The following is an 11,760-nucleotide window of genomic DNA, read 5'->3' as shown; positions in this document are numbered from 1 at the left end:
CCATTCTGGCACATTGCGATGCCGTGCGGGGAGGACGGCAACCACCCCATCTCGATTGATGGACGCTATGCCATTTTCACATGTGAATTTGGTGGTCATCTTGTAAAAGTTGACACGGTAAACAAAAAAGTTCTGGGCTATCTTGCTCTTTCCAGTGGAGGCATGCCGCAGGATATTCTGATCTCTCCAAATGGGAAAACCTTTTACGTTGCCGATATGATGGCAGATGGTGTTTTCCTTGTAGATGGCGACACATTTAAGGAAACAGGTTTTATTCATACAGGTGTTGGTACGCACGGTTTGTACCCCAGCCGCGATGGTACAAAAATGTATGTTGCCAACCGTGGTTCTCATAAAATTCATGGTAAACCGCACAGCAAGGCGGGTGGTGTTACAGTTATTGATTTTGCAACCAATAAGATTGTAGCTGATTGGCCTATTCCCGGTGGCGGTAGCCCAGATATGGGGAATGTAAGCGCAGACGGTAAAAGCCTATGGCTTTCAGGCCGGTTTGATGATGTTGTTTACAAAATCAATACCGATGATGGTTCCATGATTAAAATTCCGGTTGGTGCGGAACCTCATGGCCTTACCGTATGGCCGCAGCCTGGCCGGTATTGCATCGGGCATACTGGTATCCTGCGTTAAGGATTGAAATCTAAGACTGTTTTTGGAAAAGCCTTTCTTGTTTTCAAGAAAGGCTTTTTTTATGGGGTTAGGAAAACATGATGTCTCATTTTCAGAACGAAAATATTGAAAACAATAATGCAAAAAAGAAACTTTCTCCTTTTCAAAAATTATCTTCTGCACAGAAAGCGCTAAAAAAAGATATTCTTGAGTTTTGCAAGGCCCACCAAAAAAATGAACACGCTATTTTTGTTATTGAAGGTGATGCCGGAACAGGAAAAAGTCTTGTTATAAATTCTATATTTAATGATTTGCAGCGCATGGCCAGAAGCAGCCAGGATGAAGATTGTTTTTCTGGAAAGGAAAACTACCTTATTGTGAATCATCCTGAAATGATGAAGCTGTATACAAATATATCAGAAGACTTTCCGTATATCAGGAAAAAGGATTTTGAGCGTCCAACAACATTTATAAACAAAATGAATAAATTAGGAAAAAAGGCAGATGTTGTGCTGATTGATGAAGCACATCTTCTTTTAACACGTCCTGATAAATACAATAGATTTAACCAAAACAATCACCTTGAAGAGATTATAAAGCTTGCTCGTATTGTTATCCTTGTTTTTGATGAAAAACAGGTTTTAAAGTTCAAAAGTTACTGGAATAAAGATACGCTTTCAGAAATTATAAATGGATTCCCAGTAGAAACATTTTATCTGACAGATCAATTTCGCATGCATGCAAACGCAGATGTTTTGGAATGGATAAAAAATTTCTGCTTAAAAAAGGTGACAACCTTCCCAAAAAAGCAGAATTTTGATTTCAGATGTTTTGATGATGCTCAAGAAATGTACGCGTTAATCAAACAGAAAAATAGCCAGTGCGGGTTGTCACGTATCGTTGCGACTTATGATTATCCTTACAGATTGGATGGCAAAGAGCACTTTATTGATGAAGGACGTTTCCACCTGCGGTGGGATCTGTCAAAGCCAGATGAAAAACTGCCTTGGGCAGAACGACCCGATACGATCAATGAAGTTGGATCTGTTTATACCGTGCAGGGGTTTGATCTGAATTATGTAGGACTCATTCTGGGGCCATCTGTTACGTATGATGCACAAGCAGATTGCTTGCGCCTAGACCCCACACGTTATGAAGATGGTGCCGCTTTTGCTGGTAAGGATGGCTTGGCCCAACCAGAGCAGGTGAAGGAGCAGATCATGCTCAACGCCATCAATGTGCTTATGACAAGGGCTGTCAGAGGTCTGTATCTTTATGCCCATGATCCTGCGTTAAGGAAGAAACTGCTGCAGGAGCAATCATTACGCAATTAAGGCCTGCTTTAAATTGGGTTACTTTCTGCTTCGTAATTGCATGGCAGATTTGCCAAAGAGCAAGGCAAACATTCTGCCATGTAAAATTAAGGAAAGTTGATTATTCAAAGCGAATTCCCCTAAGAAGAACCGTTTTTCTTTGAATACAGGACTTGTTTTGTACGCATTCTAATGCCAACTGAAAGGTAACAAGTTCTCTTTCCTCATTACTCAGGCTCAACTGGTCATGTTTATAGAAACTGAAGGCACACCCAATCCTGCTACGCTCAAATTTCTGCCAGGGCAGACAGTTATGGGGGACGCTGGCACCATTGATTTTATTGATGCCGATGCAGTAGCTGGTCGCTCTTCTTTGGCGGAAGCATTGTTTGCCCTTCCCGGTGTTTCTCGCGTGTTTTTGGGGAACGACTTTGTTTCTGTAACAAAAGCAGATTCTGAAGATTGGGAAGAACTACGGCCTCAAATTCTGTCCACTCTGATGGATCATTTTGTGGCTGGGCATCCTGTCGTGGCAGAAGGCGTAGCTGTTACAGAAGATGCCATTGCTCCCGAAGACGAAGAAATTGTAACGCAGATTAAGGAACTGCTGGATACGCGTGTGCGTCCAGCAGTGGCTGGTGATGGCGGGGATATTGTCTTCCGTGGTTATCGGAATGGCATTGTGCGCTTGACCATGCAGGGTGCGTGTTCAGGGTGCCCATCTTCCCGCGCAACGCTTAAGCATGGTGTAGAAAACATGCTGCGTCATTACGTGCCAGAAGTGGTTTCTGTCGAACAGGTAGACTAAGTGCTGCACCTGTCTGCTTTTGTCGCGCACCAAAGCGTGGCATAGAAAGCAGGCAGGTGTTTTTTACGCCTGCCCTTTCAATGATAGACGCAAGACAGGGCAAGATACATATGCTGGATGAAAACGGGCTGGATCTCCTTTTCAGAAAGGCGCGTACGCCCCTCCGCTGGACAACCCGCACAGTCGAAGAAGATGTGCTGCGTCAGTTGTATGATCTCACAAAAATGGGGCCTACATCCGGCAATTGTAGCCCAGCCCGGTTTGTTTTTATTACCGGTTCAGATGGGCGTGAGCGGTTGCGTCCGGCTTTGTCTGAGGGCAACGTCAATAGGGTAATGGGTGCGGCGGTTATTGCCATTGTTGCGCATGATCCGTTGTTTTTTGAGCAGTTGCCGCGTTTGTGTCCGCAAGAAAACCTGCGTTCATGGTTTGCCTCCGATGTTGGGTTGGCAGAGGAAACCGCCTTTCGGAACGGTACGCTGCAAGGGGCCTATATGATTATGGCAGCTCGTGCCCTGGGGCTTGATGCTTTGTCAATTTCCGGGTTTGATCAGGCTTTGGTGGAAGACGCTTTTCTGGCGGAACAGGGTTGGCGTGCAAACTTTCTGCTGTGCCTGGGGTATGGAGATTTTGAAAATCAGCTCCCACGCGCCCCTCGTTTGGCGTTTGAAGAAGCTTGCTGCGTGGTTTCATGATGGTGCAGCGTATTCTGGTTCTGGATGGTAGCCCAGCAGGGGAGTCTGCTTGCGGAATGGCTGCTTGCGTTCTGGCCGAAGGTGATAAGCTTTCTGTGCTGAATGCCGAGATGGTGGCGGGTAAGCAGGCGGCGGAGGGCATTAACCTTCTTGCCGATACGGTTTTACAAAAAACAGGATGGGGCGCAGAAACTGGCATACAGCCAGATCTTGTTGCCGTGGTTGTTGGGCCGGGGTCTTTTACTGGCCTGCGCGCATCTTGCGCTGTGGCTGCTGGTTTTGCACTGGGGGCTGGCTGCCCATTGGTGGGCGTAACACGCGCTGAAGCTCTGGCACCTGCATTGGATGCAGAATTGCAGCGGCATCCAGAATTAAAAGGATGGCTGGTGGTTACACCGGCCCGTCGTGGCCGGGTGTTTGTTGAAGATGCTCAGCATGTTCGCGCAGTCATGATAGCCCATTGGCAGGCACCAGAAGGCAGTTGGCTGGTGGCAGGTGATGCCTGTGAGGCTCTTTCTTTCCCTCATGCTATTCACAGTTCATTACGCACGCCAATCCCAGAGCAAATTGCAGATGCAGCACTTAAACGCCAAATGGGAAAGATTCCTCCGTTAGATCCTGTTCCGCTGTATGTAGATCCGCCAGAAGCTAAATTGCCGGCAGATGGCTTACGGGCCCAACCAGTTTGACCGTGCATGTGCAGGAGGCAAGCATTGCACATGCCCAGCTATTAGCCAGCATGCATGTGCAATGCTTCAATACAGGTGCTCAGTGGGATCAAACAGCCATAACGGCTTTGCTGTCATCTCCGGGTGTGCATGCAGGTATTGTTATGGAGGAAGACCAACCCGCCGGTTTTATCATGTTACGCACTGTGGTGGATGAAGCAGAAATTTTAACGGTCTGCGTATTGCCAGAGTATAGAAAACGCGGTCTGGCCCAACAGTTGCTGGCATGGGGTGCTCAGGTTGCGCAATATAAGGGAGCGCAAACCCTGTTTTTGGAAGTTTCGGTCAACAATCAATCCGCCAGAACCCTGTATGAAAAACAGGGTTTTGAAAAACTCGGTTTACGTAAAAAGTATTATGAAGATGGCTCAGACGCCTTGGTTTTGGGCCGAGCCTGCCAAACAGCAAGCCCTTAACCAAACAGAAACGGGTCTGTATGGCTAAGGGCTGTTATTTAAAGCTGATTAAAGGGCGCGGTTACCAATATCTGTGCGCCATGTAGCACCATCCCATGAAATGGCTTTAACACCTTCGTAAGCGCGTTCCTGCGCCTGTTTTACGGTGTCTCCCAATGCGCAAACAACCAGTATGCGCCCTCCGGCCACAACAAGCTCTCCTGCCGCATTCAGCTTGGTACCAGCTTGAAAGACCTGCACATCAGGTAGTTTGTTGGCATCTTCAACGCCGGAAATAACGGCACCTTTTTCAGGTGAACCAGGATAGCCACGCGCTGCCATGACAACGCAAACAGATGCTTGATCGGAAAATGTGACAGGTGTGGTATCCAGCCGATCTTCTGCAAGAGCCTTAAGAGCAGGAAGAAGGTCAGAAGTAAGCCGAGGCAACAGTGCTTCGGCTTCCGGGTCACCAAATCTTACGTTGTATTCTATCAGTTGCGGGCCACTATCTGTCAGCATCAGGCCAGCAAAAATAACACCCCGGAAAGGTGTGCCACGGCGCACCATTTCCTTCAGCATGGGGCGAACCAGCAGATCAAGCGCGGCTTCCTGTTCTGCCTGACCAAAACCTTTTGGAGGGGAAACAGCTCCCATTCCGCCGGTATTGGGGCCGGTATCTCCATCTCCAATGCGTTTGTGGTCTTGGGCGGCACCAATCAGCGTTGCTGTTTCACCTGCACAGAATGCAAAAAGCGAGACCTCTTCACCGACAAGGCAATCTTCAATCACCACACAGCGGCCTGCATCACCAAGTGATCCACCAGCCATCATGTCCTGCACAGCGCTTTCTGCTTCGGCCAATGTGGTGGCAACCACAACGCCTTTTCCGGCTGCCAGGCCATCGGCCTTGATAACAATGGGTGCACCTTTTTCACGCACATAGGTCAAGGCGGCGTTTACGTCTGTAAACCGTTCGGCCTGTGCTGTGGGAATGTTGGCGGCGTAACAGATTTCCTTGGTAAAGCTTTTGCTGCCTTCAAGTTGGGCAGCAGCCTGCGTGGGGCCGGCACAGGCCAGCTTGGCGCGGGCACAGGCATCGGCCAGTCCTGCCACCAATGGGGCTTCTGGGCCAGGAATAACCAGATCGACTTTTTGTTCCAGAGCAAACTGCACAAGTGCAGGAACATCTTGCGCACCAATGGGCACATTTACGCCAAGTTCCGCTGTGCCGGGGTTGCCGGGTGCGATAAACAGGGCTGAAAGCTCCGGAGAACGGGCAAGTGTTGCGGCCAGCGCATGCTCCCTGCCGCCAGATCCAACCAGAAGTACCCGCATTGTTTTCTCCTGCATCTTGATGTTCTGCTCTTTTCAGGGCGAGCGTCTGTAGCATAGGTTAGCCGCATGACCGAACAGTTTGACATTCCATCGGCCAGCAACAATGTGCCGGAATTTACCGTTTCAGAAATTTCTGGGGCTATCCGGCGCACGCTGGAGGGCACATTCAGCCGCGTGCGCGTGCGTGGCGAAATTACGGAACTTAAACGCTACCCCTCCGGCCATGTGTATTTTTCGCTCAAGGATGAGCGGGGCAAAATTTCTGGTGTGGTGTGGCGTGGTTCGGTTTCCCGCCTTGGTCTGGCACCGGAAAACGGGGTGGAAATTATCGCCACCGGCAAGATATCGGCATATGGTGAGCGTTCCAGCTATCAGCTTGTTGTAGAGCGGATGGAATATGCGGGCGAAGGCGCTTTGCTGGCCCGTATTGAACGCTTACGCATCAGGCTAGCGGAAGAAGGGCTGTTTGATACAGCCCGCAAAAAAGCCATTCCGCTTTTGCCGCGTGTGATCGGGGTGGTGACATCACCTCAAGGTGCTGTGCTGCATGATATCTGCACAACCTTGCAAAGGCGTTTCCCGCGGCCTGTTATTGTCTGGCCCGTGCCTGTGCAGGGGGAAGGAGCTGCGGCCCGCATTGCTGCGGCGATTGATGGTTTTTCCCAGCTTGATGGCCAAGGCGCAGTGCCCAGGCCAGATGTGCTGATTGTGGCACGTGGTGGTGGATCACTCGAAGACCTGATGGCTTTTAATGATGAAGCCGTGGTACGAGCTGCTGCTGCATGCACAATCCCGCTGATTTCTGCCGTAGGGCACGAAACAGATACAACCCTGATTGATTTTGCATCAGACAGGCGCGCGCCAACACCCACAGCTGCGGCAGAAATGGCCGTGCCAGTGCGCACGGAACTTCTGGCAGATATAGAGCACAGAAACGCCCGTGCATTGGGCGCGCTTTCTCGCCAGATGCAAACCGCGCGCTTAAGGCTGGATCGTGCATCTTCTGCCATGCCGGATCTGCCAAGCCTGTTGCAGACAGCGCGTATGCAGTTGGATGACAGAGGCCGTAGATTAGATGTTGCCCTACCCGTTTTGGTGCAGCGGCGGAAAGCCGATCTGGTTGCTATTGAACGCCATATGCCTGCAGTTGAAACCTTATTGGCAGGGCGGCGCACCCGTTTGGCGGTGCTGGCAAACATGTTGCAGGCCAGCATGGCGCATACTTTCCAAAAGCAGGATGCCCGGTTGGGTCGCCTACGGATATCTCCAGCTCCATTGCAGGCATTGGTGCGGGAAAGACGGACAGCTCTTGCAGGTATTGCCGGGCAGTTGGAAGCTGTTTCTCCCCGCGCTGTGTTGGCCCGTGGATATGCACTTGTTACGGCGGAGGGGCGGCCAGTTACCAGTGTTGAACAATTACGTGATGGCGAACGTGTAGAACTGACATTCGGTGATGGTGCCCGCCCGGCTGTGATTGGCGATGGCACGCGCCAACCCAAGCAAGGCGTGCTGGAACTGTAAAACGCCGAGTTGAGCTGCAACGCCAATCAGGTTTATGATCTGCCAAATATAAACTACGCGGGCGGAGGGGCCCGCGCTGTCAGGAAAGAAGAAAGCGCATGTCCATCCGTTTTTCTGTTGGTGTTGTCAGCCTGTGTCTGGCGGGAGGGCTGCTGGCAGGGTGTGCGCCTCAGCAGGGGCATCGTATTCCCCCGCAAAGCTTTGCTCCGGGCCTGACAACCGAGCCATCTGCAACGAATGATAGCCATTTGACCAATGACCCTTCCGCACCGCTGAACACACCACTGTGCGGAACCGCTGCGCGTGAAAATATGGCGATGGGTGTGCAAAATTACCCGCAGCCGCTTTCTTCTGGCAATTCTTGCGTGCAGAATGCATGCTTTGATACCCAGACAGGCACCTATATTGCCTCTGACGGTACAAAAAGAGTGTGCCGATAAAGCATGCATGCCTCTTTTCCCGGCGGCAATTTGCTGATAGGAAAAGGGCCACGCTGCGAGAGTGACGGAATTGGTAGACGTAGTCGACTCAAAATCGACCGCCCGAAAGGGCTTAGGGGTTCGAGTCCCCTCTCTCGCACCAGATTTCTTCTCCCCCTATTCTGGCCAAGGTTATGACAGCCGCTTCCTTATCCGTTCTTCCTCGTCCGGCCAGCCGTCCCCTTAATCCATGCTTTTCTTCTGGCCCGTGCGCAAAGCGGCCGGGTTGGAATGTATCGGCGCTGGCAAATGCGTTGGTGGGGCGCTCGCATCGCTCAGCAGAAGGGCGTGCACGGCTGAAAGACGTTATTGACCGTTCCTGTGCCATTTTAGGTGTACCAGAAGGTTGGCGTGTAGGTATCGTGCCTGCTTCTGATACCGGTGCGGTGGAAATGGCCTTGTGGTCCATGTTGGGGGAACGCCCGGTAGATGTGCTGGCGTTTGAAAGTTTCTCAGCACTATGGGCGCAGGATATTGTCACCCAGCTTAAACTGGAAAACACACGGGTTCTGAAAGCCGAATACGGCAGCCTGCCAGATATGGCGCAGGTTGATTGGAACCATGATGTGGTGCTGGCATGGAATGGCACCACCTCTGGGGTGCGTATTCCCTCAGCAGATGCCATTCCAGAGCAGCATGAGGGGCTGGTAATCTGTGATGCCACCTCTGCTGCGTTTGCAATGGATCTGCCGTGGGATCGGCTGGATGTGGTGACATGGTCTTGGCAGAAAGCTTTGGGGGGTGAAGCCGCCCACGGCATGATCGCCCTTTCTCCCAAGGCTGTGCAGCGGTTGGAAAGTTTTCAGGCACCACGTCCTCTGCCCAAAATCTTCCGCATGACCAACAAGGGTGCTTTGATTGAAGGTATCTTCCGGGGAGATACCATTAATACGCCTTCCATGCTGTGCGTGGAAGATGCGCTGGATAGCCTGAAATGGGCCGAAGGTGCTGGCGGTTTGGAAGGGTTGAAAGCGCGCAGCCAAGCCAATCTGGCTGAAGTAACCATGTGGGTGGAAAAAACGGACTGGGTAGAGTTTCTGGCTCAGAAGCGTGAAGAACGTTCCTCCACAGCTATTTGTCTGCGTATTGTGGCCCCGTGGTTCTTGGCCCTTGAGCGCGAAGATCAGACCAAAACAGTCAAGAAGATGCTGGCCATTCTGGCAGAAGAAGGCATTGGGTTTGATCTGGCCAGTTACCGTGATGCCCCTGCGGGCCTGCGTATCTGGGGTGGTGCTACGGTAGAAGCAGCAGATGTGCGCGCCTTACTGCCTTGGCTGGATTGGGCTTTTGCGCAGGTCGTACCGCAGTAATTAAAAATTTTTACCGTTACACGGTATAAAAAAGGCGGAGGGAAATTTCCCTCCGCCTTTTTTGTTGGATTGAACCGCGCCTATTAGAACGGTGCGTCAATGTCCACAATGTCGATCAACTTGGTGTTGACGAATTCTTTCAGACCAAGGTCAATCAGTTCACGGCCAAAGCCAGAACGCTTCACACCACCAAACGGCAGGTCAGCTTTCACCATTGTCGGGTGGTTGATGTACACCATGCCGGTGTCCATCTTGCGGGCCAGTTCAGCAGCTTTTTCTTCGTTCTGAGAGAAGATGGAACCACCCAGGCCGTATGGGGAATCATTGGCGATTTCTACAGCATGGTCTGCGTCTTTCGCGCGGAACAGCATGGTAACCGGGCCAAAGAATTCCCAACGGCGTGCCGGGTTGCTTTCATCCAGATCTGTCAGAATAACAGGGCGGAAGAAACAGCCTTTGTTGGGCATTTCCAGCGGAACTTCTTCTGCTTTTGCACCGTGTGCCACAGCTTCAGAAACCTGCTTTTTCAGGTCTTCCACAGCCCCGCGGGAAGAAAGAGGCGGCATGGTGGTGTTGGGGTCCATCGGATCACCCATACGCAGGGCGCTCACGCCTTTGCGGTACAGCTCTACAAACTTGTCGTAAACACCGTCTTCCACAATCATGCGTTGGGCGTTAACGCCCCCCTGCCCGCCGTTCCAGTGGCGGCCAAAAACAGCCCATTTGGCGGCTTTTTCAATGTCTGCATCGTTCAGCACGATCAGCGCATCGGAGCCACCCAGTTCCATGATGCACTTTTTAAGTGCGCCACCGGCTGTAGCAGCAATTTTGGCACCTGCGCCTTCAGAACCCGTAAGGGCAACACCGCGTACGCGTGGGTCCTGAATAACCGTGGCAAGCTGTGAGTGGGACGGGTACAGGTTGATAAAGCCACCTTCTGGCAGCCCGGCGTCCAGCATCAGTTTTTCCATGGCGGCAGCACACTGCGGCACGTTGGAGGCGTGCTTCAGAATAACCGTGTTACCGGCGGAAAGCTGAGGAGAGATAATGCGGGCAACCTGATAGAACGGGAAGTTCCAAGGTTCGATCGCAACAATGATTCCCTGCGGTTCATACACCAGTTTGGCGCGACCTTCCTGCGGGTCTGCTACGGGTAGATCCTGCGGCTGCAGCAGCTTTTCAGCGTTCTTGGCGTAGTATTCGAAAATAGCGGCGGACAGTTCCGTTTCTGCCTGAGCTTCAGCAAAGCGCTTGCCCATTTCAAGGGTCAGCAGCTTGGAATACTCATCCAGATTTTCGCGCAGCAAATCAGCTGCTTTCTGCAGAATGCGTGCACGATCTGCATGGGAGAAGTTTTTCCATTTCTGGAAAGCGGCATCAGCCTTGCCAACCGCTGTTTCAATTTCCGCATCTGTGGCGGTGGGGAATGTCTTCACCTGCTCTTCGGTGAAGGGATTGATTGTTGCATAAGCCATCAGAATAACCCTTCTTTTGTTTCTGAGATTAGGAGTTGCTCAGTTGCGGAAGTCCAGAACCACGCGGCCTTCCACCCGACCGTTCTTGAGCGCATCAAAAATTGCGTTGATGTTATCAATCCGATCCGTTGTGGTGACAGATGTTACCTTCCCTTCCGCAAAGAAGGAAAGAGCTTCAATCATGTCCAGCCGTGTGCCTACTATGGAGCCGCGAATGGTAATGGCATTCATGACCATGTCAAAGATAGAAATTGGGAAATCACCCGGCGGCAGCCCATTTAGCACCAAAGTGCCCCCTGCCCGCACATAACCCATAGCCTGAGAAAATGCTTTGGTGGAAACAGCGGTGATCAATCCACCGTGTACGCCACCAACTTTTTCCTGCATAAATGCTGCCGGATCTGTATTTCTGGCGTTAACAGTGTACGTTGCACCAAGCTTTTTGGCGGTTGCCAGTTTTTCATCATCAATATCTACCGCCACAACATTCAGCCCCATTGCTACGGCGTACTGCACAGCCATCTGGCCTAACCCCCCAACGCCGGAAATGGCAACCCAGTTCCCTGCCCGCGTGTCTGTCATTTTCAGGCCTTTATAAACGGTCAGGCCTGCGCACAGTACAGGAGCAACTTTTACAGGGTCTACGCCTTTGGGAAGATGAGCAATGTAGTTAGGGTCTGCTACCACGTATTCGGCAAAGCAGCCGTTTACGGAATAGCCAGTTTCTTCCTGCTTCGCACAAAGCGTTTCCCACCCAGCCAGACAATGCTCGCAATGGCCACAGGCAGAATAGAGCCAAGGCACGCCAACAACGTCACCTTCCTTTACCCAGTCCACTTCGCTGCCAACCTGCACAACCGTGCCAACGCCTTCGTGGCCGGGGATAAACGGCAGATGTGGTTTTTTGGGCCAATCCCCGCTGGCAGCATGCAAATCTGTATGGCACACGCCGCAGGCAATCATTTTAACCAAAATCTGGGTAGGTTTAATGGTGGGAATGTCCAGCTCTTCAATGGTTAGTGGTTTGCCAAATTCATGAACCACAGCGGCTTTCATTTTTCCGGACATGAT

The 11,760-nt window shown here is 51.4% G+C and carries 12 protein-coding genes and 1 tRNA gene; 10 read left to right on the top strand and 3 right to left on the bottom strand.

The genetic code is table 11. The features are described 5' to 3' along the window. The 6 genes from APA10_RS03290 to rimI all read left to right on the top strand — a co-directional run. A partial coding sequence (locus tag APA10_RS03290; RefSeq protein WP_035367311.1) for a YncE family protein occupies positions 1–648 on the top strand: 648 nt, incomplete at its 5' end. Between the two features lie 77 nt (positions 649–725). After that, positions 726–1,961 (top strand): DUF2075 domain-containing protein, encoded by a 1,236-nt coding sequence (locus APA10_RS03285; protein ID WP_003629456.1) that lies wholly within the window; start codon positions 726–728, stop codon positions 1,959–1,961. Positions 1,962–2,187: 226 nt separating this feature from the next. Continuing rightward, positions 2,188–2,748 carry a NifU family protein gene (locus tag APA10_RS03280; protein ID WP_003629453.1) on the top strand — a complete coding sequence of 187 codons (561 nt, stop codon included), beginning with the start codon at positions 2,188–2,190 and terminating at the stop codon, positions 2,746–2,748. Positions 2,749–2,858: 110 nt separating this feature from the next. Then, positions 2,859–3,443 (top strand): malonic semialdehyde reductase, encoded by a 585-nt coding sequence (locus tag APA10_RS03275; protein WP_050923477.1) that lies wholly within the window; start codon positions 2,859–2,861, stop codon positions 3,441–3,443. Beyond that, positions 3,440–4,132: a tRNA (adenosine(37)-N6)-threonylcarbamoyltransferase complex dimerization subunit type 1 TsaB gene (gene tsaB, locus APA10_RS03270; RefSeq protein WP_003629450.1), complete on the top strand. Its 693-nt coding sequence runs from the start codon at positions 3,440–3,442 to the stop codon at positions 4,130–4,132. Before APA10_RS03275 ends, tsaB begins: the two co-directional genes overlap by 4 nt. A gap of 2 nt (positions 4,133–4,134) precedes the next feature. Beyond that, entirely contained in the window at positions 4,135–4,587 is a 453-nt protein-coding gene (gene rimI, locus APA10_RS03265) for a ribosomal protein S18-alanine N-acetyltransferase (RefSeq protein WP_174714274.1), read from the top strand. Between the two features lie 48 nt (positions 4,588–4,635). Here the strand turns inward: rimI and purD are convergent, their stop codons facing one another. Then, positions 4,636–5,919, bottom strand: coding sequence for a phosphoribosylamine--glycine ligase (purD, locus tag APA10_RS03260; RefSeq protein WP_003629448.1), 1,284 nt, complete (start codon positions 5,917–5,919; stop codon positions 4,636–4,638). A 51-nt stretch (positions 5,920–5,970) separates the two neighbouring features. Between purD and xseA the strand changes: the two genes are divergently transcribed. The 4 genes from xseA to APA10_RS03240 all read left to right on the top strand — a co-directional run bounded on the left by xseA (position 5,971) and on the right by APA10_RS03240 (position 9,214). Further along, positions 5,971–7,425 carry an exodeoxyribonuclease VII large subunit gene (gene xseA, locus APA10_RS03255; RefSeq protein WP_003629447.1) on the top strand — a complete coding sequence of 485 codons (1,455 nt, stop codon included), beginning with the start codon at positions 5,971–5,973 and terminating at the stop codon, positions 7,423–7,425. Between the two features lie 98 nt (positions 7,426–7,523). Continuing rightward, a complete protein-coding gene (locus tag APA10_RS03250; protein WP_003623232.1) occupies positions 7,524–7,865 on the top strand; it encodes a hypothetical protein in 342 nt (113 codons plus the stop codon). Positions 7,866–7,920: 55 nt separating this feature from the next. Further along, positions 7,921–8,007 (top strand) — tRNA-Leu (locus APA10_RS03245). Between the two features lie 31 nt (positions 8,008–8,038). Then, positions 8,039–9,214 carry a phosphoserine transaminase gene (locus tag APA10_RS03240; RefSeq protein WP_003629446.1) on the top strand — a complete coding sequence of 392 codons (1,176 nt, stop codon included), beginning with the start codon at positions 8,039–8,041 and terminating at the stop codon, positions 9,212–9,214. An 83-nt stretch (positions 9,215–9,297) separates the two neighbouring features. Here APA10_RS03240 and APA10_RS03235 read toward each other — a convergent pair whose 3' ends face one another. Both APA10_RS03235 and adhP read right to left on the bottom strand, forming a co-directional pair. Further along, complete coding sequence (locus APA10_RS03235) at positions 9,298–10,689, bottom strand: NAD-dependent succinate-semialdehyde dehydrogenase (RefSeq protein ID WP_035367310.1); 1,392 nt, start codon at positions 10,687–10,689, stop codon at positions 9,298–9,300. 39 nt (positions 10,690–10,728) lie between these two features. Next, the gene (gene adhP, locus APA10_RS03230; RefSeq protein WP_003624943.1) at positions 10,729–11,757 is read right to left on the bottom strand and encodes an alcohol dehydrogenase AdhP; all 1,029 of its coding nucleotides are present in this window, start codon (positions 11,755–11,757) and stop codon (positions 10,729–10,731) included. Positions 11,758–11,760: the final 3 nt, after the last annotated feature.

The organism is Acetobacter pasteurianus subsp. pasteurianus LMG 1262 = NBRC 106471 (assembly GCF_000285275.1).
Taxonomy (GTDB): Bacteria; Pseudomonadota; Alphaproteobacteria; order Acetobacterales; family Acetobacteraceae; genus Acetobacter; species Acetobacter pasteurianus.
This window is presented reverse-complemented; position numbering and strand designations above follow the sequence as displayed.

Coding starts and splice junctions, on each gene's coding strand:
- APA10_RS03285 (WP_003629456.1), top strand. CDS start 726: ATGATGTCTCATTTTCAGAACGAAAATATTGAAAACAATAATGCAAAA.
- APA10_RS03280 (WP_003629453.1), top strand. CDS start 2,188: ATGTTTATAGAAACTGAAGGCACACCCAATCCTGCTACGCTCAAATTT.
- APA10_RS03275 (WP_050923477.1), top strand. CDS start 2,859: ATGCTGGATGAAAACGGGCTGGATCTCCTTTTCAGAAAGGCGCGTACG.
- tsaB (WP_003629450.1), top strand. CDS start 3,440: ATGATGGTGCAGCGTATTCTGGTTCTGGATGGTAGCCCAGCAGGGGAG.
- purD (WP_003629448.1), bottom strand. CDS start 5,919: ATGCAGGAGAAAACAATGCGGGTACTTCTGGTTGGATCTGGCGGCAGG.
- xseA (WP_003629447.1), top strand. CDS start 5,971: ATGACCGAACAGTTTGACATTCCATCGGCCAGCAACAATGTGCCGGAA.
- APA10_RS03250 (WP_003623232.1), top strand. CDS start 7,524: ATGTCCATCCGTTTTTCTGTTGGTGTTGTCAGCCTGTGTCTGGCGGGA.
- APA10_RS03240 (WP_003629446.1), top strand. CDS start 8,039: ATGACAGCCGCTTCCTTATCCGTTCTTCCTCGTCCGGCCAGCCGTCCC.
- APA10_RS03235 (WP_035367310.1), bottom strand. CDS start 10,689: ATGGCTTATGCAACAATCAATCCCTTCACCGAAGAGCAGGTGAAGACA.
- adhP (WP_003624943.1), bottom strand. CDS start 11,757: ATGTCCGGAAAAATGAAAGCCGCTGTGGTTCATGAATTTGGCAAACCA.